The following is a 21,812-nucleotide window of genomic DNA, read 5'->3' as shown; positions in this document are numbered from 1 at the left end:
GTCCTGGTGCCGACGGCTACCATGTGCGCATCGCGGGCGAGGTCCGCCCGCAGGGAGTGGGAGACCGATGGACCGCATGATGATGGACGCGATGGCAGGACAGGATGCCACCATGGCCGGGATGCCGGCGGCTGACGCGCCCCAGATGCAGGCCGCGATGGACGCCCTCGCGGCGTGCGAGCAGGCCTGCGTGGTGTGTTCGGCGCAGGAGATGGACTGCGCGGCGTCCTGCATGAACTGCGCCGACATGTGCAACACGATGATGCGGAGCATGCTTCGCATGTCGGGGATGACGCCCGAGGCGATGCGGGCGATGCTCGACGCATGCATCGAGATGTGCCGCGCCTGCATGGCCGAGTGCGCCGCGCACGCGGACCACAGCCCGGTGTGCGCGATGTGCGCGGAGGCGTGCCGGGCGTGCATGGACGCCTGTGGCGCCGTCCTCGACGCCATGGCGGCCGCGTGAGCCGCTGAGCGGCGGAGATCGGGCGAGGCTCGGGGATCAGGCGAGCCGAAGCGCGTTGAACCGGCGCGTGCCCACCGCGAGCACGTGGTGGCGCGGGTGGTAGGCGACCGGGTCGCCTGCCTGCACGGCGATGGCCGCCCCCGCTCCGTTCCAGAGCTCGATGCTCGACCCGTCGGGCCACGACTCGAGGGTGACCTCGCCCGACGCCTCGTCGGCGTCCGCGACGATCGCGTCGACCCACTCGGTGGGCGTCGCGGCCACGAGCCGTGCCTGGATCAGGTGGACGGCGTGGCCCGGCGCGAAGGAGGAGCAGGCTCGTCCCGTGCTGCACATGCAGGTCGCAGCCTGACGCGCGACGGCGGCCGGGATGCGGGGGGACGGGCTGGACACGATTCTGCTCCTTGTTCTGGCGGGCGGTCTGCGACAGGCTACGCAGGCGGGCTGTTCCGCGTCGCACCCGACGACACACGGAGAAACACGCTCGCGTCCCGACGCCGACGCGCGGCCACCATCGTGGTGCCGATCCGTTAGTGTGGAATGAGGAGGACATCGTGGACGACAATCAGCGACCGGGCGGCGACATCCATCGTGGTGCCGAGACGTCGGCGCACCCGCGACTGGTCGACTCGACGCAGACCTTCGGACATGATTCCGACCTCTCCTTCGTGCCGTTCGGCGCCGAGCTGACGGCGGCCGAGGTCGACGCGATCAATGCGCTCCCGGCCCGTGCGGCGCTCCTCATCGTCCGGTCCGGTCCGACCGCGGGCGCGCGATACCTCCTCGATACCGACGTGACCACGGTCGGTCGTCACCCCGAAGCCGACATCTTCTTCGACGACGTGACCGTGTCGCGTCGGCACGCAGAGATCACCCGAGCCGGCGCGATCTTCGAGCTCGTCGACCAGCGTTCGCTGAACGGCACCTACGTGAACGGGGAGCGCGTCGATCGCGCGACCCTCACCGACGGCGCCGAGGTGCGTGTGGGCAAGTTCCGACTGAACTTCTTCGTCGCACCGGCTGAGCGGGCGATCGGAGCGTGAGCCCGGCGGCCGCATCCCGAGGACGGACAGCGTCCTCGGGCTCTTTGAGCATCGGTCAGGTGCTGGCTCGGCTCAGCCCCGACTTCCCGTCCCTGACGGCGAGCAAGCTGCGCTTCCTCGAGGTCCAGGGGATCGTCACACCTGTTCGCACCGAGTCCGGCTACCGGAAGTTCTCCGCTGCCGACGTCGAGCGGCTCCGCACGGCGTTGACGATGCAGCGCGATTTCGGCATCCCGCTCGCGCGCATCCGCGAATACCTCGAGGAGCACGGCGACGCAGCGCCTCCGACGCCTCCCGCATCCATCGTGCAGACGACTCGCCGATACCGGCGCGATGAGCTGATCACGGCGGCCGGTGCGACCCCGACGCTGCTCAACGATGCGGTGTCCGCCGGCGTGATCGCGCCCTCCGACACGTTCGACGAACGTGCGCTGGGGCTCCTTCGCACGCTCGTCGCGCTGGATGCCCACGGCATCCAGCCCCGCCACGTCCGCAGCATTCGGCAGACCGCCGAACGCGAGGTCTCGCTGATCGAGAGTGCGATCGCGCCCCTGCTGCGCCGCACGGACGCGGGCTCTCGCGCGCAGGCGAGCGAGTTGGCTCCAGAGCTCGCCCGTCGGCTCGACGAGCTCCGCCAGTTCTTCGTGTCGACTGCGCTCGACCGCCTCACGCCCTGACCACCCGCGACACGCCGACCCGCGGAGTCGGATGTCGTTGCCGCAGCCCTCTCCCTCCTCTAGCGTGGAAGGACCGACACCGCAGGAGGCCTCGATGACCGCGCACGACGCGCTGGGCGAGCAGAAGTTCTCGACCGAGCTCCTGTTCACCGACGGCCTCCCCGAGATGGACGACGAAGTCGGATACCGAGGGGCTCAGGCCGCGCGAGCCGCGGGCATCACCTACCGGCAGCTCGATTACTGGGCGCGCACCGAGCTCGTGGAGCCGACGGTGCGCGGTGCCAGCGGTTCGGGATCGCAGCGCCTCTACGGCTTCCGCGACATCCTCGTCCTCAAGCTCGTCAAGCGCCTCCTCGACACCGGCATCTCGCTGCAGCAGATCCGCATCGCCGTCGACCAGCTCCGAGCCGCCGGCATCCGCGATCTCGCAGGGACGACGTTGATGAGCGACGGAGCGTCGGTCTATCTCTGCACATCGAACGATGAGGTCATCGACCTGGTCAGCCGTGGTCAGGGAGTGTTCGGCATCGCAGTCGGCAAGGTCCTCCGCGAGGTCGAGACCACGCTGGTCGACTTCGACGCGCAGCAGCCTGAGGCCGTCGACGAACTCGCAGCTCGCCGCGCAGCACGCACCGCCTGACGCCGGGCGCACCCGCCGCCGAGATGCGGGAGCGCTCGACCCTCAGGTCGCAGCGCTCGAGCCGCCCAAGGCTGCTCTGCGTTCGCTCAGGCTTGGGTGACGGCGCCGGCGACGGGGATGCGCCCCGTCCGGACGACGCGGTCGAGCAGCGAGTCGAAGTCGGCGGCCAGCTCCTGAGCGGAGTCTCCCGGCCAGATGTGCAGCGGCTTCGCGGCTCCCTGTGCCTGCTGGAGCGACGTGCGCTCGGGAAGCTGCGGCGTGAGCACGAGCGGGCCGAACATGTCGCGCAGCTCCTTGATGCGGAACTGGTGCTCGATCGACTGCGGACGAACGCGGTTGACGACGATGCCGAGGGGCTGGAGGCGCGGCGAGAGGCCACGACGGATCTCCTCGATCGCCCGGAGCGCACGGTCGGCGGCGGCGACGGAGAAGAGACCGGGCTCGGTGACGACGATCACGCGGTCGGATGCCGCCCAGGCCGTCCTGGTCAGGGCGTTGAGGGACGGCGCGCAGTCGATGAGCACGAGGTCGTAGTCGACTTCGATCGTTGCGAGTGCCTCTTCGAGCTTCCAGACGTCGCGGACGCTCGGGTGCGGTCCGTCGAAGTTGATGGCCGAGGGGCTCCCGATCATGACGTCGATCGTGCCGGGGTGGACCTTCGCCCAGCCGCTCGAGGTGATCGCCTGACGGACGACCTTCTCCTTCGGGTTCGCGAGCACGTCCGCGATGTTGAGGCGACCGGCGACCTGGATGTCCATCCCGGTCGACACGTCGGACTGCGGGTCGAGGTCGACGACGAGCGTCCGCACCCCGCGCGCGAACGCCGCGGAGGCGAGGCCCAGGGTCACGGTCGTCTTGCCGACACCACCCTTGAGGGAGCTGACGGAGAGTACGTGCACAAGGCTCAACGTTACCGTCCCGTAGGCTGTGAGGGTACTCAGCCCGTATGACGGCGGCCCCGATGATGTGGTCCCGTGCACCCAATAGAGGTGAAGAGCATGTTTCGCAAGATTCTGGTCGCCAATCGCGGAGAGATCGCCATCAGGGCATTCCGTGCCGCGTATGAGCTGGGTGCGCGCACCGTCGCGGTCTACCCCTACGAGGACCGCTATTCGCTGCACCGCCTGAAGGCCGACGAGGCCTACCAGATCGGCGAGGTGGGACACCCCGTCCGTGCCTACCTGGACGTCGACGAGATCATCCGGGTCGCCCTCGAGAGCGGTGCCGATGCGATCTATCCGGGCTATGGATTCCTCTCCGAGAATCCCGACCTGTCGGCCAAGGCAGCCGCCAACGGCATCGCCTTCATCGGACCGGCATCCACCGTGCTCGAGATGGCCGGCAACAAGGTGACGGCGAAGCAGCACGCGATCGCGGCAGGCGTCCCCGTGCTCCGATCTACCGAGGCCTCCGACGACGTCGACGTCCTGGTCGCCCAGGCGGACGCCATCGGTTTCCCGATCTTCGTGAAGGCTGTCGCCGGTGGCGGCGGACGCGGGATGCGGCGCGTCGAGCATGCCGATGCCCTGCCCCCGGCCCTCGCCGAGGCCATGCGCGAGGCGGGCAGCGCCTTCGGCGATGCTCGGGTGTTCCTCGAGCAGGCCGTGCAACGCCCCCGGCACGTCGAGGTGCAGATCCTGGCCGACAAGACCGGGGAGACCGTCCACCTCTACGAGCGCGACTGCTCCGTCCAGCGTCGGCACCAGAAGGTCGTGGAGATCGCCCCCGCTCCGAACCTGGCGGACGAGACCCGCGCGAGCCTCCACGCCTACGCGGTCGCCTTCGCGAAGTCGATCTCGTACGAGAACGCCGGCACCGTCGAGTTCCTCCTCGAGACCGCAGGCCCCCGCACGGGCGAGGTCGTCTTCATCGAGATGAACCCGCGCATCCAGGTCGAGCACACCGTCACCGAAGAGGTGACGGATGTCGACCTCGTCCAGTCGCAGATGCGCATCGCCTCGGGGGAGACCCTCGCCGACCTCGGGCTGCAGCAGGACCGCATCCACCTGCGAGGCGCGGCCCTGCAGTGCCGCATCACGACGGAGGACCCGGCTCAGGGCTTCCGGCCGGACACGGGCAAGATCACCACGTACCGGTCGCCCGGCGGTGCGGGGATCCGCCTGGACGGCGGCACGACGGCCGCGGGCTCGCAGATCAGCCCGCACTTCGACTCGATGCTCTCCAAGCTCACCTGCCGCGGTCGCGACTTCGAGGCGGCCGTCGTCCGGTCCCGTCGGGCGTTGGCGGAGTTCCGCATCCGGGGCGTCTCGACCAACATCCCCTTCCTGCAGCGCGTACTCGACGACCCCGCCTTCGTCGCCGGCGACCTCAGCACCGCGTTCATCGACGAGCGACCGGAGCTGGTCAAGGGGCGGGAGTCGAAGGACCGCGGCACGAAGATCGTGTCGTGGCTCGCCGACGTCACCGTCAACAGGCCCCACGGCCAGAGCCCCGTCCGCACCGACCCCGCCTCCAAGCTGCCCCTCGTCGACCTGCAGGCGGAGCCCACCCCTGGTTCGCGTCAGCGGCTGCAGCAGCTCGGTCCCCGCGGGTTCGCCGACGCGCTTCGCGCGCAGTCGGCGCTGGCTGTCACCGAGACGACGTTCCGCGACGCCCACCAGTCGCTGCTCGCCACGCGGGTCCGCACGAAGGACCTCGTCCGTGTCGCGCCGCACGTCGCCCGGCTGACCCCGGAACTGCTCTCGGTCGAAGCCTGGGGAGGCGCGACGTACGACGTCGCCCTGCGCTTCCTCGGCGAGGACCCGTGGGAGCGGCTCGACGCGCTGCGGGCCGCGCTGCCGAACGTTGCGATCCAGATGCTCCTGCGTGGACGCAACACGGTCGGATACACGCCGTACCCGACGAAGGTCACCGATGCGTTCGTGGCGGAGGCCGCGGCATCCGGGGTCGACATCTTCCGCATCTTCGACGCGCTCAACGACGTCACGCAGATGCGACCCGCGATCGAGGCGGTGCTCGCGACCGACACCGCCGTCGCCGAGGCGGCCGTCTGCTACACCGGCAACCTCCTCGACCCCGCCGAGGACCTGTACACCCTCGACTACTACCTGCGTCTGGCCGAGCAGGTCGTCGAGGCGGGCGCGCACATCCTCGCCATCAAGGACATGGCGGGCCTCCTGCGCCCCGCCGCGGCGTCGCGCCTCGTGGCGGCCCTCCGGGAGCGCTTCGACCTGCCGGTCCACGTGCACACGCACGACACCGCCGGCGGTCAGCTCGCGACGCTCCTCGCCGCCAGTGCGGCGGGTGCCGATGCCGTGGATGCCGCGGCCGCGCCCATGTCGGGCACCACGAGCCAGCCGTCGCTGTCCTCGCTGGTGGCAGCACTCGCCGACACCGACCGCGACACCGGACTCGATCTGCAGTCGGTGTCCGATCTCGAGCCCTACTGGGAGGCGGTCCGCCACCTGTACGCGCCGTTCGAGTCGGGCCTGCCCGGCCCCACCGGGCGGGTCTACCACCATGAGATCCCGGGCGGTCAGCTGTCGAACCTGCGTCAGCAGGCGATCGCGCTGGGTCTCGCCGAGGACTTCGAGCTCATCGAGGACATGTACGCCGCGGCGGATGCCATCCTCGGCCGCGTGCCGAAGGTCACCCCCTCGTCGAAGGTCGTCGGCGACCTCGCCCTGCACCTCGCCGCCGTGAAGGCCGACCCCGCCGATTTCGAGGCCAACCCGGAGAAGTACGACGTGCCCGATTCGGTCGTCGGCTTCATGGCGGGGGAGTTGGGCGATCTCCCGGGCGGGTGGCCCGAGCCGTTCCGGACGAAGGTGCTTGCGGGGCGCTCGGTCAAGGTCGGCGTGACGGAACTCGGGGCCGAGGACGAAGCGGCGCTGGATGCCGGGAGCGACGAACGCCGGGACACCCTGAACCGACTGCTGTTCGCGACGCCCACGAAGGCCTTCCACGAGGTGCGGGACACCTACGGCGATCTCAGCGTGCTCGACACCATCGATTATCTGTACGGGCTCACCCCGGGGCAGGAGCACGTCGTCGAGATCGAGCGGGGTGTCCAGCTCTACGTCGGTCTCGAAGCGATCGGCGGTGTGGACGAGAAGGGGATGCGGACGGTCATGGCGACCCTGAACGGACAGCTGCGGCCTGTCGCGGTGCGCGACCGCTCCGTCGAGGTCGAGGCTCGGCAGGCCGAGAAGGCGGACACCTCAAGGCCGGGCCAGGTCGCGGCGCCGTTCTCCGGCGTCGTCACCGTGAAGGCGGAGGAGGGGGCGCGGGTGGATGCCGGGCAACCCGTCGCATCCATCGAGGCGATGAAGATGGAGGCCGCCATCACCGCCCCGGTCGGCGGCGTCGTCGAGCGTCTCGTGATCCCCGTCACCGCGCAGGTCGAGGCGGGCGACCTTTTGCTCGTCATCCGCCCTGCGGACTAACCTGGTGCGTCGGGCTTCCCGAGCCCCAGGATCCACCAGGAGTATTCGCCGTGATGCGTGAGCACGAGAACGAGACGTCGGACGACGTCGACAACGGTGTGCTCGAGCGCACCGACAGCGTCGAGACGACGGGCATCGGCATCGTCGACGGGCACACCGCCCAGATCGACGTCTCGCTGCCCGCGTTCGCGGACGATGACGACGACCTCGACGACGACGAGGTGCCTGCGGGCGACGCGGAGGCGGACGCCGAGACCACCGAGACCGGCGACGATGTGGTCGACGACGACACGGATGCCGCGCCCGAGGAGGACGTCGTCGACGCCGACGTCGTTGAGGCGCCGGGAGCGGTCGCGGTGGTCACCGGCACCGCGGCGACCCGCCGGGAGCTCCACCACATCGGCGCCATCGACAAGCACTCCCTCGAGCGGGTGCGTGCGGCGCGTCCGGAGGAGGAGCCTCTGCAGTCGCGCCGTCTCGATCAGCTCGGCGCGGATCGTGAGAGCCCCGACCTCCTGACCGCCGATCGGCTCATCGACGCATCCCGCGTCACGCCTCCCGAGCCGGAGGGGACCTGGCAGCGCCTCGTCTACGCCGTTACGGCACGTCGGGTGAACCTGGGCGACAGCGCGCGCGTCCGCGCTCGGAAGGACCTCGATCGGAGGATCGCGGCCCCCCTGGTCGGTGGCGCGAAGTTCGTGCCGGTGCTCTCGCGGAAGGGCGGGGTGGGCAAGACGACCGTCACGACCCTGCTGGGGATGGCGCTCGCCGATGCGCGCGAGGACCGCGTGGTCGCGGTCGATGCCAACCCGGACCGCGGCACCCTCGCCGAGCGCATCGCCCGTCAGAGCGGCAAGACCGTGCGAGACCTCGTCCGCATGCGCGCCGAGATCACCGGGTTCAACGACCTGGCGGGGATCGTCGCACGTGACGAGACGCGCCTGGACGTCCTGGCCTCCGACGCCGACCCGCACCTCTCCGAGGCCTTCAGCGACCGCGACTACCACGACGTCGCGGCGATCGCCGCCCACTACTACTCGATCGTGCTGACCGACAGCGGCACGGGGATCGTCCACTCCGTGATGGACGCGACCCTCGAACTCGCCGATCAGCTCATCGTCATCGCGGGTCGCAGCGTGGACGAGGCGAAGCTCGCGTCCGAGACGCTCTCATGGCTCGAAGCCAACGGCTTCGCCGAGCTCGCCCGCGGAGCCGTCGTGGTGCTCAACGCCTCGCGACCGGGTGCGAGTCTGGTGCGGCAGAACGAGCTCGAGTCGCATTTCCGCACCCGCGTCCGCGCGGTCGTGACCATCCCCTATGACGCCCACCTCGCCACGGGCGGCCCGGTCTCGTACCGGTCGCTCGCCGCACCGACGCAGCAGGCCGCGCGCGAGCTGGCGGCTGTCGTCGTCGAGGGCCTGCGGTCGGGAGCGGTCCGCTGATGGCCGTCCGTCCGATCCGGCTCTTCGGAGATCCGGTGCTGCGGAGCGTGAGCGCGCGCATCATCGACATCGATGAGGGCGTGCACGCCCTCGTCACCGATCTCCTCGATTCGGTGGCCGAGCCGGGTCGCGCCGGTGTGGCGGCGCCGCAGATCGGTGTGGGCCTCCGCGCGTTCAGCTACAACGTCGACGGTGTGATCGGCTACATCCTCAATCCCGAACTCGAGGTGGACGGCGAGCCGGCGCCGACGGGGGAGGGATGCCTCTCCGTGCCCGGCCTCTGGCACGACGCGCTCCGGCACCCGTGGGCGCGGGTGACGGGTGTCGACCTGCACGACGAAGAGATCGTCATCGAGGGTGAGGGGCTCCTCGCGCAGGCGCTGCAGCACGAGTACGACCACCTCGAGGGGATGCTGTACCTCGACCGCCTGCCGAAGGACGTCCGTCGGCAGGCGATGCGCGAGGTCCGCGAGTCGGACTGGTTCTGATCGCATGACGAAGGGCCCCGGGATCACCGGGGCCCTTCGTCGTCCGCTCAGTTGCCGAGCGAGATGTTGGTCGTCGTGACCTTCGCCTGGTAGAGCTCCTCGATGTCGGACGCGAAGTCGTCGAGGATGACGTTGCGCTTGATGCTCATCTTGGGCGTCAGATGGCCGGACGCCTCGGTCCATTCCGTGTCGAGGATGACGAACTTCCGGATCGACTCGGCGCGCGAGACCGTCTTGTTGGCGCGGTCCACGGCCGTCTGGACCTCGTCGATCACCTTCTGGTTCGAGATGACCTGCGACATCGGCATGTCGGCGGGCAGCCCGTTGTTCGACAGCCAGGTCGGGAGCATCTCGCGGTCGAGGGTGACGAGTGCGCCGATGAACGGCTTCTGGTCGCCGACGACGACCACCTGTCCGACGATCGGATTGGCCCGGATCGGGTCCTCGAGACCCGCGGGGGCGACGTTCTTCCCGCCCGCCGTGACGATGATCTCCTTCTTCCGCCCGGTGATGGTGAGGTACCCCTCGGAGTCGAACGTCCCGATGTCGCCGGTACGGAACCACCCGTCGTCGAAGGCCTCCGCCGTGGCCTCGGGGTTGCGCCAGTACTCCTTGAAGACGTTCACGCCGCGGACCTCGACCTCGCCGTCGTCGGCGAGGCGCACGCCCACGCCGGGGAGCGCAGGGCCGACGGTGCCGATCTTCGACTTCGTGACGAGGTTGACGGTCGCGGGGGCCGTCGTCTCGGTGAGGCCGTAGCCCTCGAGGATCTGGACCCCCAGGCTGTGGAAGAAGTGACCCAGTCGGGGACCGAGCGGCGCCGACCCCGATACGGCGTGCGCGACTCGACCGCCCATGGCCGTCCGCAGTTTGCTGTAGACGAGGCGGTCGAAGAGCGCGAACTTGATCTTCATGCCGAGCGGGATCTTCTCGCCGTCCTGGAGACGTCGCGAATGCTCGATCGCCACGTCAGCCGCGGCGCGGAAGATCTTGCCCTTGCCGCCTGCTTCGGCCTTCTGCTCGGCGGAGTTGTAGACCTTCTCGAACACGCGGGGGACGGCGAGCAGGTAGGTCGGCTTGAACGACCCGAGGCCGGCGAGGAGCTTGGTCGTGTCGGGCTCGTGCCCGGTCTTGACTCCGGCGTGGATGTTGAGGATCGAGATGAATCGCGCGAACACGTGGGCGAGGGGCAGGAAGAGCAGGGTCGCTGCGCCGGGCTGCTCGACGACCTCGTGCAGGGCCTTGGCGGAGTTGCGCGAAAGCTCGACGAAGTTGCTGTGCGTGAGGACGCATCCCTTCGGCCGCCCCGTGGAACCCGATGTGTAGATGAGGGTGGCGATGTCGTCGGCGTTCGCGAGCGAGCGGCGCCGCTCGATCTCGTCGTCGCTGACGTCGGTGCCCTTCGAGCGGAGGGTGTCCAGGCCCCCGGACTCCATCGTCCAGACCTCGCGGAGCAGCGGCACGTCCGCGCGGATCTCCTCGATCCGCGCCGCGTGACTCTTCCCCTCGGCGATCATGGCGACCGCACCGGAGTCCGAGAGGATCCAGCTGATCTGCGAAGCCGAGCTCGTCTCGTAGACGGGCACCATCACCGCGCCGGCGAAGAACAGGGCGAAGTCGACCAGGGTCCAGTTGTACGTGGTCCGAGCGATGAAGGCGACCTTGTCGCCGGGTTCGACTCCGCTGGCGACGAAGCCCTTGGCCAGCGCGACGACCTCGCGGTGGAACTCGGCGGCGGTGATGTCGCGCCAGCCCGCTCCGTCGGGAACGGCGAACAGGGCGAGGGAGGGTGTCTCCTTCACGCGCTCGACCAGGATGTCGGACGTGTTGGCGGTCGGGTCCGCGGGGACGACGGCGGGGACGTCGAATTGTACGGCGCTCATGTGCGGCAGCTCCTTCGGTACCGGGTGGCGTCAGGTGCGACCGAGTCTATGTCATGGTGATCCCCGATCCCACGGCGGCGGCGCCCGTGGGCGCCCCACTAGACTCACGGATGCCGCGCGGCCCCGCGCGTGCGGAGAGGAGCGGCGTGCTCAACGTCGGTATCGACATCGGTGGAACCAAGATCGCCGGTGGCGTCGTCGACGAGGACGGTGCCATCCTCGACCGGCGTCGCGTACCCACCCCCGCCGATCCGGCAGCCCTCGCCGACGTCGTCGCAGCCATGGTGCACGAGCTGGTCGCAGACCGCGTCGTGCATGCCGTCGGCGTCGCCGCGGCCGGCTTCATCGACGCGACCCGCTCCGTCATCCTCCACGCCCCGAACATCGACTGGACCGACGAGCCCCTCCGGGAGGAGCTCGAGCGCCGGATCGGGCGCCCGGTGACGCTCGAGAACGACGCCAACGCCGCCGGCTGGGGGGAGTTCCGCTTCGGTGCCGGGCGAGAGGTCCGGGACATGGTCATGATCACGATGGGCACCGGGGTCGGCGGCGCCGCCATCATCGACGGACGGCTGCTCGTCGGCGGCAACGGCATCGGCGGTGAGCTGGGGCACATCCGATTCGAGCGGAGCGGCCGTCCCTGCGGCTGCGGGCAGCGGGGATGCCTCGAGCAGTATGCATCCGGCCGCGCCCTGCAGCGCGAGGCGGTCGACATCGCCGCCGGCCCCGACGGCGCCGGCCTCGCCGCTGCGATCGACGCCGACGGCATCGTCCCCGCTGCGGCGATGGCCCGCCTGATCGAGCAGGGCGATGCGGGTGCGCTCGAGGCCGTGCACCGCGTGGCGACCGCCCTGGGTGAGGCGTGCGGCGGCTTCCAGGCCGTGCTCGACCCGGAGCTGTTCGTCATCGGAGGGGGAGTGGCCGATCTCGGCGAGACGCTCCTGCATCCCGTGCGCGACGCGTACGTCACCGCGCTGCCCGGCTACGGCGAGCGCCCGGTCGCCTCCTTCGCGATCGCGACGCTCGGCAACGACGCCGGACTCATCGGCGTCGCCGACCTCGCGGGGGGCCGCGTCTGACATGGTCTACTGGGTCCTGAAGTACCTGATCATCGGTCCGATCGTGAAGGCCATCTTCCGCCCTTGGATCGTCGGGCGCGCGAACATCCCCCCGTCCGGGGCCGCCGTGCTCGCCAGCAACCACCTCTCCGTCAGCGACTCGATCTTCCTGCCCCTGATGATCGATCGCCCGATGTCGTTCCTCGCCAAGAGCGACTACTTCACGGGGCGTGGCATCAAGGGGTGGGCGACCCGCGTCTTCATGAAGGGCACCGGACAGATCCCCATCGACCGCACGGGCGGCAAGGCCTCAGAGGCATCCCTCAATACGGGCCTGCAGGTGCTCGGTCGGGGTGACCTGCTCGGCATCTACCCCGAAGGGACGCGCAGCCCGGACGGCAAGCTCTACCGTGGCCGCACGGGGCTCGCGCGGATGGCGTTGACCGCCCGCGTGCCGGTGATCCCCGTGGTGATGATCGGCACGGACGACATCATGCCGATCGGACGCTCGATCCCGCGCGTCGGTCGCGTCGGCATGGTCATCGGCGAGCCGCTCGACTTCACCCGCTTCCACGGCATGGAGTCCGATCGCTTCGTCCTGCGGTCGGTGACCGATGAGATCATGGTCGCCCTGCAGCGGATGGGCGAGCAGGAGTACGAGGACGTCTACGCCTCGACGGTCAAGGACCGGCGCCCGGCATCCCGCGTCTGAGGGCGCTGCTCCTGCGCGTCACACGCGCCGGTGGCCCGCCCGCTCGACGGTAGAATGAGCGGATGCCCACTCCTCTCGACCACTGGCGCACGCTCCCGATCAAGCAGCAGCCGTTGTGGACCGACACCGACGCGGTCGCCGCCGTCTCGGCCGAGATCGCCAGCCTCCCGCCCCTCGTCTTCGCGGGCGAGGTCGACAACCTCCGAGACCGGCTCGCGAAGGCCGCGTCCGGCCAGGCGTTCCTGCTGCAGGGAGGCGACTGCGCCGAGACCTTCGCGGGAGCGACGGCCGAGCAGATCCGCAACCGCATCAAGACGGTGCTGCAGATGGCCGTCGTCCTGACGTACGGCGCATCGATGCCGGTCGTGAAGATGGGCCGCATGGCGGGCCAGTTCGCGAAGCCTCGTTCGAGCGACACCGAGACCCGAGGTGACGTCACGCTGCCCGCCTACCGGGGCGACATCGTCAACGGATACGACTTCACCGAGGCGTCGCGCACCGCGGACCCCCAGCGACTGCTGAAGGGATACCACACCGCCGCCTCCACGCTGAACCTCATCCGCGCGTTCACGCAGGGCGGGTTCGCCGACCTGCGCGAGGTGCACAGCTGGAACCAGGGCTTCGCGAAGAACCCGGCCAACCAGCGCTACGAGCGTCTCGCGGGCGAGATCGACCGGGCCATCAAGTTCATGGAGGCCGCGGGAGCCAACTTCGACGAGCTGCGCGGCGTCGAGTTCTACACCGGGCACGAGGGTCTGCTCATGGACTACGAGCACCCGATGACCCGGATCGACTCGCGGACGCACACGCCGTACAACACGTCGGCGCACTTCCTCTGGATCGGCGAGCGCACCCGCGAGCTCGACGGGGCGCACGTGGACTACTTCTCGAAGATCCGCAATCCCATCGGCGTGAAGCTCGGTCCCTCCACCACGCCCGAGACGGCGCTGGCGCTGATCGACAAGCTCGACCCCGCGCGTGAGCCCGGTCGCTTGACGTTCATCACGCGCATGGGCGCCGGCAAGATCCGCGATGCGCTGCCGCCGCTGCTCGAGGCGGTGCGGGACTCGGGTGCGACCCCCCTGTGGGTCACCGACCCGATGCACGGCAACGGCATCACGACGCCCACGGGGTACAAGACGCGCCGCTTCGACGACGTCGTCGACGAGGTGCGTGGCTTCTTCGAGGCGCACCGCGCGGTCGGAACGCATCCGGGCGGCATCCACGTCGAGCTCACCGGCGACGACGTGACCGAGTGCCTGGGCGGTTCGGAGATGATCGACGAGGCGACCCTCGCGACTCGGTACGAGTCGCTGTGCGACCCGCGGCTGAATCACATGCAGTCGTTGGAGCTCGCGTTCCTCGTCGCCGAGGAGCTGCGCAACCGCTGAGCTGTCGACGACGCTCGGAGCGCCCGGTGGAGCAATCCGCCGGGCGCTCTGCTCGTGCGGGTCAGCCGACGAGGCTGATGGTGAGCGCGATCTCCGACCCTCGCCGGCGCTGCTCGCCTGCGGGGGGATCGGTCGATTCCACTTCGGTGAGACCGTCCGGCACGGCGTTCCAGAACCCCTGATAGGTCGGGGTGAATCCCTCGTCCCGAAGGCGCTGCGCGGCATCCGAGAGTGTGAGGCCGGTGACGTCGGGGACTGCGAAGAGCTGCGGGCCTTTCGAGACGATCAGGGTCACCGTGTCGCCCGGCTTCCAGGAACCGGGTTCCGTGCGGTCCGCGAGGGCGATGACGCGGCCGGTATCGACGGTCTCGCTGAATTCCTCCGACACCTCCGAACGCAAGTCGACGCCGGACAGCACGTCCTGCGCCTGTTCGCGCTGCAGACCGGCCACGTCGGGGACCGGGCCGAGCGAGACACGGAGCTCCGCGGCCGACCCCTCCAGCACTTCGCACCCCTCGGTGCATTCCGTGGCTTCGCCGCCCGCAGCCTGTGTGACGTACACACGGACGACCTGACCCTGATCGAAGCTCGTGAAGTACTCGCCGACCGCATCGACCTCGATGTTCGCGTCTGCGAGCACGGCCTCGACCTCGGACTGCTCCCGTCCCTGCAGCGTCGGGAGCACCGTGGTCGCAGGCCCCGCGGAGATCCGGACGGTCACCTCTGCAGCGCGGTCCACGCGGGCGCCTGATCCGGGGTCGGTGTCGACGACCTCGCCGACGGCCACATCGAGGCTGTTCACCTCGTCTCTCGCGGCGACGAGGTCGTCCTCGGCCAGACGGCCCGCCGCCTCCTCGAAACTCATGCCTCGGACATCCGGCACGGCCACGAGCGACCCGGGGCCGGAACCGAACCACCAGCCCACGCCGCCCGCCGCTGCCGCCAGCAGGAGGACCGCGGCGAGGATCCAGGCGCCTTTCACCGCGTTGCGGTGCGACCGTCGACGCAGCCGCGTCGCATTGTCCACATCGGTGGTCACACTCGGCGCGGTGAACGTACCGGGCATGACGCGGGTGACTTCATCGGAGTCAAGGGAATCGTCGATGACCACGGTCCCGCCGGCGGGGGTGGAGCGCACGACCTGCGGGTACACGCCGAGCTGCTTCTGGATCTCGCGAAGCCGCTCCAGCATCTCGCGGGCATCGGTGGGGCGATCCTCGGGGTTGCGCTCCGTCGCCCAGAGCACCAGTTCGTCGAGCTGCTCGGGCACGCCGGGGTTCTTCACGCTCGGCCGCGGCACGGAGTGCGTCGCGTGCTGGTACGCGATCTGCATCGGCTGCTCACCCTTGTAGGGCTGCTCGCCGGCGAGCATCTCGTAGAGCATGATCCCGAGTGCATAGATGTCGCTGCGTGCATCCGCCGTGCCGCGGGTGACGAGCTCCGGAGCGAGATAGGCGATCGTGCCGAGCAGCATCTGCCCGGTCGCGGTGTTCGCGCTGGTGGCGCGGGCGAGTCCGAAGTCGCCGATCTTGATGCGCCCGTCCTCCGCGAGGAGCACGTTCTCCGGTTTGACGTCCCGGTGCACGATCCCCGCCCGGTGCGCTGCAGACAAGCCGGCGAGGATCGCGTCCATGATCGTGATCGTCTGGGGGAGTGTCAGTCGCTTCTGCTCGCGCAGCAATTCGCGAAGCGTGATGCCGGGGAGGTACTCCATGACCAGATAGGCCATCTCGCCGTCCTGGCCCTGGTCGAAGACGTTGACGACGTGTGGATCGGCGAGGCGTGCGGCCGACCGCGCCTCCTGGATGAAGCGGTTCTGGAAGACCGTGTCGTCGGAGAGATGGCCGTGCATGACCTTGAGGGCCACGCGCCGCTCGAGCCGGAGGTCGGTCGCCACGTAGACGGTCGCCATCCCGCCCCTCGCGATGCGCGCGCGGACCCGGTACCTGCTGTCGACCAGGCGGCCGATCAGCGGGTCGGTCTGCTGGCTCGTACTCACGTGTGAAGTCTACGGACGGGATGCTGCGAGCCCGGGTAACGGCTCACCGCCGACCGGCGCCGGGGCCGGTCATCCGTAGAGGTCGAGCCAGCGGTACGCCTGCTTCTTCCACTTCCCGTATCGGTCCGGGTGCGCCGAGACCTGCACGGCCTGCGCGGCATCCCCGAATTCCATCTGCTCCCACCCGGCGATGTCGAGCAGACCGCGCGTCGAGTCGCGATTCGGATCGGACGGTCCGCCGAAGAAGGCGGCGGCGGCGCGACGTGTGTCCCGGATCTGTTCGGGTGTTCCCCAACCGGTGCTCGGACGCTGCTGGAACAGGCCGAGCGAATCGCGGTCCCCCCAGTCGAGGTTCCGGATCCACGATTCGACCATCGCCGTCGCCAGCGCGATCGCGATGCCGTCCCGGGAGACGCCGCGGTCACGTCCGACGTCGATGATCGTCCGGACGTTCGCGACCTGCTCGGCGTCGAGGGACACCGTTCCGCCGGCGGGGATGCGGAGGTGCTGCCCCGGGTAGATGATCGACCCGGCATCCAGCCCGTTCGCCTCCAGCAGGTCGTCGAGCGTGACGCTGTGCTTCTCGGCGATCGCCCACAGTGTCTGTCCCGCCCCGACCTCGTGCACGCGGGACGCGGTCGGCGGAGCCGGTGACGGTGTCGACGACGCGGCCCGCTCGGCCTCGACGCGCGGCGCGAGGGTCAGCTGCTGCCCGGGGCGGATCATCGTCGATGCGCCGAGCCCGTTCGCCTCCGCGATCGCCGAGACGGTGGTCTTGTGGCGCTTGGCGATGGACCACAGGGTGTCGCCGGATGCGACGGTGTACGTGTTCGCGGCTCGAGAGGGGCGGGGGCTCGCCGACGCGCGCTCCGCGGCAGGCCCGAGTCGCAGGACGTCGCCGGGATGGATGACCGACCGCCAGGAGAGATCGTTCCACGCGAGGACGTCGACAGTGCGCACGCCGTGCGCCGCCGCGATCGCGCTGACCGTGTCGCCGACGGCGACGACGTGGGTACGCACCGCGGTGCCGGCGGCGGGGACGCCGACCCGCGAGACCGTCTCCCGCTCATCGGGGGTGACGGACCCGTGCACGCGGACCGGTGGAACGGTCTCGAGGTCGCGGTCGTGCTCCGGCTCGCCGGGGAACCCGGAGAGCGAGAGGGCGATGGATCCGAGGACCACGGGGCCGGCGAGGTGACGGGCGGAGGCGGGCAGGACGTCGTTTCGGCGCACAGCGATCCTTCTTTCGGCCCCAGATCGGTCGAATCCCCCGAGAACCGTGGCATGGGGGTGGTGCTCATGTCAACGCATGTGACTGATGTGACCTGTGGGATTTGTGAGGTCGACGGCGGCGCGAGGCGCGGAGATGGGATAGTGGATCGGTGAGTACCGATCCGTCCGTCCCCACCGAATGGCTGAGCCTTCCTGAACTCGTCGAGCTGACGGGGGAGCCCCTCGGCCGCGTCCGCCGCATGCTGGATGAGCATCAGCTCGTCGCCTCCCGCCGGCACGGCGCGCCTCGCGTCCCCTCGGTCTTCCTGGTCGACGGCGCGCCCCTCACCTCACTGCGCGGCACGGTCATCGTCCTGCAGGACGCGGGCTTCTCCGACGACGAGCTCATCGACTGGCTCCTCGCTCCGGAGGAATCGATCGGGTCCGCGCCGATCGAAGCGTTGCGTCAGGGTCGCAAGAGCGAGGTGCGGCGGGTCGCGCAGTCGCTCGCGTGACGTCGAGGCCGCGCCGCTGACTGCGCTCCGCGCATCGTCAGGCGACGCGCACAGTCGCGGCGCGAGCGAGGTCGCGCAGCTCGCCGACGGCGGCGTTGTCCAGTGGTGCGCCGCGAAGTGCCCGATCGGCATCCGCCACCCATTCGGCGATCCGGTCCTCGACGAGGGTCAGCGCGCCCGTGTCGACGATCGTCTGCTGAAGGTGCGCGACCTGCGTCGACGTCAGGTCGCGGTCGCCGAGGAGCTCGTCGAAGGTGCGGAGCGCGCCTGTCGGCAATGACGCACGGGTGTAGGCGACGAGGAGTGTCCGCTTGCCCTCTCGCAGGTCGTCGCCGACCGGCTTGCCGGTGACGGAGGTGTCGCCGAACACCCCCAGGACGTCGTCTCGCAGTTGGAAGGCGAGGCCGACGGGGTGTCCGAACGCTCCGAGCGCCTCGTATTGGTCGGCATCCGCCCCAGCGAGCACGGCCCCGAGCTGCAGAGGGTGCTGGACGCTGTAGCGGGCGGACTTGAGCGATGCCACTCGGAGGGCACGATCGGGGTGTGCCTCCACGGGCGCTGCCACGTAGGCCGACTCCTCCGCCACGTCGAGGAACTGGCCGATGGTCACTTCGCGCCGCATCCGCGCGAACTCCTGTCGAGCGCGGTCGGCCAGCGACGCGTCGTCGATGGTGCGAAGGCCCTCTTCCAGGAGGTCGTCGCTCCACGCGACGAGCAGGTCGCCCAACAAGATCGCCGCTGAGTGGCCGAAGTGCTCCGCATCTCCTGCCCACTCGGCACCGCCGTGGGCCGCCTCCCACGCGCGGTGGGCTGCGGGGCGACCGCGACGTGTGTCGGATCGGTCGATGACGTCATCGTGGACGAGCGCGGCGGCGTGGAAGATCTCGAGCGCCGCGGAAACGGCGATCACCGACGGAGGTGTCTCGACCGCCGACGTCCGCCGGAAGGACGTCACGGCCCGCCATCCGGCCAGGCAGAACCGCGCCCGGAACCCCTTGCCGCCCACCGCCGCCGCGGCTCCGGAGTCCACGAATGCCAGGGCCTCTTCGCCGAATCCGGCGACGGAGGTCCGCTGGTCCGCCACGAACCTCTCGACTCGCTGGGAAACGGCCACGATCGGATCTGCGGAAGGGGGCACAGGCCTAGCCTAGTGATCACGCTGACGCGTACACTTGATGGACTGACCCGAGGGGGATGCATGCCACTGTCAGAGCAGGAGCAGCGTCTGCTGGACGAGATGGAACGCCATCTCATGCGCAACGACGCCGACGTCGTGAGTGCGGAGCGCGGCGCCCACTCTCTGAGCTATCGCAACATCGTGTACGGCTGCGTCATCGTGCTCCTCGGCATCGCGGGTCTCGTCGTCGGTGTCGCCAGCTCGCTCATCGTCGTCGGTGTCATCGCCTTCGTCGCGATGGTCGGCGGCGTCGTCCTCGCCTTCACCCCGGCGAAGGGGGCTGCAGCGCGGCCGGCAGGCGGCACGCCCAAGGCGAAAGCGCCGCGTCCGGCGTCCTCGTCCTTCATGGATCGGATGAACGACCGCTGGGATCGCCGCAACGACGATCGTTGACGGGCCTCCACTCCTCTCCACCACTGAGCACCGACCTTCGGGTCGGTGCTTTTTTTGTGCCCTCGGGGCCTGAGGTCGCGCTCGGACGTGCGTCGCTGTGGCGCGGTTTCCACGAGCAATGGCGAATAGATGTCGCTGAGTGGAGGAAAGTGGAGTAAAGTGGCGAGCACCTGGAGTGGGCCGGACGAAGGGGGGTGACCTGCAGATGCTGCTGGGCACGCACACCCCCAAGCTCGATGACAAAGGGCGGGTCATCCTGCCGGCGAAGTTCCGCGACGACCTCGGTTCGGGCATCGTCGTGACCCGCGGGCAGGAGCGCTGCCTCTACGTCTTCAGCTCGGCTGAGTTCGAGCGCGTCTACGAGCGGATCCGCGAGGCGCCGCTCACCAACAAGCAGGCTCGCGACTTCCAGCGCATGTTCCTCTCGGGGGCCAGCGCGGAGAAGCCCGACTCGCAGAACCGGATCACGATCCCGCCCCACCTGCGGACCTATGCCGACCTCGAGAAGGAACTCGTCGTCACCGGCGTCGGCGCCCACGCCGAGATCTGGAACGCGGACGCGTGGAACGCGTACGCCGACAGCAACGAAGACACGTACTCGGACATGGAGCAGGAGGTGATCCCCGGACTCTTCTGACCCCTCGGTCGCGACTCCCAGCCGCACGCCCTGACGCACTTCCCCGGCGCCAGGTCGGAGCGGATGGGGATCGGGATCGAGGGCTCCAGTCCCCGAAACGCCATGGCACACGACGACATCCACATCCCGGTCCTGCTCGAACGCTGCGTCGAGCTGCTCACTCCCGCCCTGCAGCGCAGCGGCGCGGTGGTCGTCGACGCGACCCTCGGGATGGGCGGCCACTCCGAGGCGCTGCTCGAGCGCTTCCCCGACGTGCACCTGGTCGGTCTCGATCGCGACACCGACGCCCTCCGCATCGCGGGGCAGCGCCTCGCACGGTTCGCCGATCGGGTGACCCTCGTCCACACGGTCTACGACGGCATCGCCGACGCGGTCCGCGGGGCCGGATTCGCCCACGCCGACGGCATCCTCTTCGACCTGGGGGTCTCGTCGCTGCAGCTGGATGAGGCCGAGCGCGGGTTCGCCTACGCGCAGGATGCCCCGCTGGACATGCGGATGGACCGCTCAGCGCCCCTCACCGCGGCGGACATCGTCGCCACGTACGGCGAGGGAGACCTCCGCCGCATCTTCGAGCGTTACGGCGAGGAGAAGCTCGCGGGCCGGTACGCCCGGGCGATCATCGCCGCGAGGGGCGTCACGCCCATCGAGCGCTCCGCACAGCTGGTCGACATCCTCATCGGCGCCACCCCGATCGCGGTCCAGCGCGAGCGCAGCGGCCACCCCGCGAAGCGGGTGTTCCAGGCGCTGCGGATCGAGGTCAACGGTGAGCTGCGGGCGCTCGACCGGGCGATGCCGGCGGCCCTCGGCATCCTGCCCGTCGGCGGACGCATCGTCGTCATGTCCTACCAGTCGCTCGAAGACCGGCTGGTCAAGCGCGTCCTCGCGGAGGCGTCCTCGTCGACGGCCCCCGCCGGCCTGCCGATCGAGCCGCCCGAGCACGCCCCCCGGTTCCGCCTGCTGGTCAAGGGCGCGGAGCTGGCATCCGACGAAGAGAAGCAGCGGAACCCCCGTGCCACGCCGGTGCGACTTCGCGCCGCAGAACGAGTGAGGGAGGCGTCATGAGCGCTCCAGCCGTCGCATCCGCCGCCTCCGCGGTGGCCGACCCGTCCGTCGTCGGGAGTGCCGCGCCGCGGCTGCGTCCCGTCGAACAGATCGGCGGACGTCTTCGTGCGATGTCGCAGGCACGGCCCCGCCGTCGTCCCCGGCTCGTGTTCGGTCTCGTCGCCGTGGCCGGCGCGCTGACCATCGCCGGAGTGCAGATGGGGCTGTCCATCCTGACCACCCAGGGTGCGTACGAAGTGCGCGACCTGACGTCGCAGCAGCGCGACGCGACCTGGCAGAAGGAGATCCTCGAAGAGGATGTCGCGGGCCTCAGCTCGCCGCAGTTCCTGGCGGCCAACGCCGCCGCGCTCGGTCTCGTCGCCGGAGGTGAGCCGAGCTACCTGCGTCTGAGCGACGGCAAGACGCTCGGCCCGCAGGACGGTGCGTCGGATGCCTCATCGGTGCAGGCGCTGAAGCTCGCCGCCGTCCCCAACGCGCTCGTGGCCGACGTGCCGTTGGTCACCGACCCGGAAGCGAGCCTCGACGCAGGCGTCTCGATCGACCAGGACCTGCTGGTCAATACGCCGACACCCCCGTCGATCGCCGACGGACTCCCGACCCCCGCCACACACTGA

Annotated in this window: 21 protein-coding genes; 15 read left to right on the top strand and 6 right to left on the bottom strand. The window is 69.8% G+C overall.

Annotated features, from left to right (window positions below; genetic code table 11):
• The first annotated feature begins 67 nt into the window (after positions 1-67).
• Positions 68-466 (top strand): hypothetical protein, encoded by a 399-nt coding sequence (locus KZX17_RS13810; protein WP_248174648.1) that lies wholly within the window; start codon positions 68-70, stop codon positions 464-466.
• 36 nt (positions 467-502) lie between these two features.
• Here the strand turns inward: KZX17_RS13810 and KZX17_RS13805 are convergent, their stop codons facing one another.
• Positions 503-856 carry a hypothetical protein gene (locus tag KZX17_RS13805; RefSeq protein ID WP_248174647.1) on the bottom strand — a complete coding sequence of 118 codons (354 nt, stop codon included), beginning with the start codon at positions 854-856 and terminating at the stop codon, positions 503-505.
• A 161-nt stretch (positions 857-1,017) separates the two neighbouring features.
• Here KZX17_RS13805 and KZX17_RS13800 point away from each other — a divergent pair, with 161 nt between their 5' ends.
• From KZX17_RS13800 to KZX17_RS13790, 3 genes are all read left to right on the top strand, one after another.
• Complete coding sequence (locus tag KZX17_RS13800) at positions 1,018-1,506, top strand: FHA domain-containing protein (RefSeq protein ID WP_248174646.1); 489 nt, start codon at positions 1,018-1,020, stop codon at positions 1,504-1,506.
• A 44-nt stretch (positions 1,507-1,550) separates the two neighbouring features.
• Positions 1,551-2,183, top strand: coding sequence for a MerR family transcriptional regulator (locus KZX17_RS13795; protein WP_248174864.1), 633 nt, complete (start codon positions 1,551-1,553; stop codon positions 2,181-2,183).
• A gap of 94 nt (positions 2,184-2,277) precedes the next feature.
• Positions 2,278-2,823 (top strand): MerR family transcriptional regulator, encoded by a 546-nt coding sequence (locus KZX17_RS13790; protein ID WP_248174645.1) that lies wholly within the window; start codon positions 2,278-2,280, stop codon positions 2,821-2,823.
• Between the two features lie 86 nt (positions 2,824-2,909).
• Here KZX17_RS13790 and KZX17_RS13785 read toward each other — a convergent pair whose 3' ends face one another.
• Complete coding sequence (locus KZX17_RS13785) at positions 2,910-3,722, bottom strand: ParA family protein (RefSeq protein ID WP_248174644.1); 813 nt, start codon at positions 3,720-3,722, stop codon at positions 2,910-2,912.
• Between the two features lie 99 nt (positions 3,723-3,821).
• On the opposite strand from KZX17_RS13785, the gene KZX17_RS13780 reads away from it, so the two are divergent.
• Genes KZX17_RS13780 through KZX17_RS13770 form a run of 3 tightly spaced genes read left to right on the top strand, consistent with a single transcriptional unit; the run spans position 3,822 to position 9,159 of the window.
• Entirely contained in the window at positions 3,822-7,229 is a 3,408-nt protein-coding gene (locus KZX17_RS13780) for a pyruvate carboxylase (protein ID WP_248174643.1), read from the top strand.
• 53 nt (positions 7,230-7,282) lie between these two features.
• Positions 7,283-8,671, top strand: a complete 1,389-nt coding sequence (locus KZX17_RS13775) for a MinD/ParA family protein (protein ID WP_248174642.1) — start codon at positions 7,283-7,285, stop codon at positions 8,669-8,671.
• Positions 8,671-9,159, top strand: coding sequence for a peptide deformylase (locus KZX17_RS13770; RefSeq protein WP_248174641.1), 489 nt, complete (start codon positions 8,671-8,673; stop codon positions 9,157-9,159). Before KZX17_RS13775 ends, KZX17_RS13770 begins: the two co-directional genes overlap by 1 nt.
• A 47-nt stretch (positions 9,160-9,206) precedes the next feature.
• Here the strand turns inward: KZX17_RS13770 and KZX17_RS13765 are convergent, their stop codons facing one another.
• Complete coding sequence (locus KZX17_RS13765) at positions 9,207-11,042, bottom strand: long-chain fatty acid--CoA ligase (RefSeq protein ID WP_248174640.1); 1,836 nt, start codon at positions 11,040-11,042, stop codon at positions 9,207-9,209.
• 146 nt (positions 11,043-11,188) lie between these two features.
• Here KZX17_RS13765 and KZX17_RS13760 point away from each other — a divergent pair, with 146 nt between their 5' ends.
• The 3 genes from KZX17_RS13760 to KZX17_RS13750 all read left to right on the top strand — a co-directional run bounded on the left by KZX17_RS13760 (position 11,189) and on the right by KZX17_RS13750 (position 14,203).
• Positions 11,189-12,121, top strand: a complete 933-nt coding sequence (locus KZX17_RS13760) for an ROK family glucokinase (protein WP_248174639.1) — start codon at positions 11,189-11,191, stop codon at positions 12,119-12,121.
• Position 12,122: 1 nt separating this feature from the next.
• Positions 12,123-12,812 (top strand): 1-acyl-sn-glycerol-3-phosphate acyltransferase, encoded by a 690-nt coding sequence (locus KZX17_RS13755; protein ID WP_248174638.1) that lies wholly within the window; start codon positions 12,123-12,125, stop codon positions 12,810-12,812.
• Positions 12,813-12,874: 62 nt separating this feature from the next.
• A complete protein-coding gene (locus KZX17_RS13750) occupies positions 12,875-14,203 on the top strand; it encodes a class II 3-deoxy-7-phosphoheptulonate synthase (RefSeq protein WP_248174637.1) in 1,329 nt (442 codons plus the stop codon).
• A 61-nt stretch (positions 14,204-14,264) separates the two neighbouring features.
• Here KZX17_RS13750 and pknB read toward each other — a convergent pair whose 3' ends face one another.
• On the bottom strand, positions 14,265-16,202 hold the full coding sequence (pknB, locus tag KZX17_RS13745) for a Stk1 family PASTA domain-containing Ser/Thr kinase (protein WP_248174636.1): 1,938 nt from the start codon (positions 16,200-16,202) through the stop codon (positions 14,265-14,267).
• A gap of 69 nt (positions 16,203-16,271) precedes the next feature.
• A complete protein-coding gene (locus tag KZX17_RS13740) occupies positions 16,272-17,435 on the bottom strand; it encodes a LysM peptidoglycan-binding domain-containing protein (RefSeq protein ID WP_248174635.1) in 1,164 nt (387 codons plus the stop codon).
• A 149-nt stretch (positions 17,436-17,584) separates the two neighbouring features.
• Here KZX17_RS13740 and KZX17_RS13735 point away from each other — a divergent pair, with 149 nt between their 5' ends.
• Complete coding sequence (locus KZX17_RS13735) at positions 17,585-17,929, top strand: Rv2175c family DNA-binding protein (RefSeq protein ID WP_248174634.1); 345 nt, start codon at positions 17,585-17,587, stop codon at positions 17,927-17,929.
• Positions 17,930-17,966: 37 nt separating this feature from the next.
• Here KZX17_RS13735 and KZX17_RS13730 read toward each other — a convergent pair whose 3' ends face one another.
• Entirely contained in the window at positions 17,967-19,067 is a 1,101-nt protein-coding gene (locus tag KZX17_RS13730; RefSeq protein ID WP_248174633.1) for a polyprenyl synthetase family protein, read from the bottom strand.
• Positions 19,068-19,127: 60 nt separating this feature from the next.
• Between KZX17_RS13730 and KZX17_RS13725 the strand changes: the two genes are divergently transcribed.
• The 4 genes from KZX17_RS13725 to KZX17_RS13710 all read left to right on the top strand — a co-directional run bounded on the left by KZX17_RS13725 (position 19,128) and on the right by KZX17_RS13710 (position 21,812).
• Positions 19,128-19,499, top strand: a complete 372-nt coding sequence (locus tag KZX17_RS13725) for a DUF3040 domain-containing protein (protein WP_248174631.1) — start codon at positions 19,128-19,130, stop codon at positions 19,497-19,499.
• 205 nt (positions 19,500-19,704) lie between these two features.
• A complete protein-coding gene (mraZ, locus tag KZX17_RS13720; protein ID WP_248174862.1) occupies positions 19,705-20,136 on the top strand; it encodes a division/cell wall cluster transcriptional repressor MraZ in 432 nt (143 codons plus the stop codon).
• A 63-nt stretch (positions 20,137-20,199) separates the two neighbouring features.
• Complete coding sequence (rsmH, locus tag KZX17_RS13715; RefSeq protein WP_374107929.1) at positions 20,200-21,198, top strand: 16S rRNA (cytosine(1402)-N(4))-methyltransferase RsmH; 999 nt, start codon at positions 20,200-20,202, stop codon at positions 21,196-21,198.
• Complete coding sequence (locus KZX17_RS13710) at positions 21,195-21,812, top strand: hypothetical protein (protein WP_248174627.1); 618 nt, start codon at positions 21,195-21,197, stop codon at positions 21,810-21,812. The genes rsmH and KZX17_RS13710 overlap by 4 nt, the downstream gene beginning before the upstream one ends.

Origin of the sequence: Microbacterium sp. EYE_78 (assembly GCF_023149035.1) — a bacterium.
GTDB lineage: Bacteria > Actinomycetota > Actinomycetes > Actinomycetales > Microbacteriaceae > Microbacterium.
The sequence above is the reverse complement of the archived record's forward strand: the minus strand, read 5'-3'. Positions and strand labels throughout refer to the sequence as shown.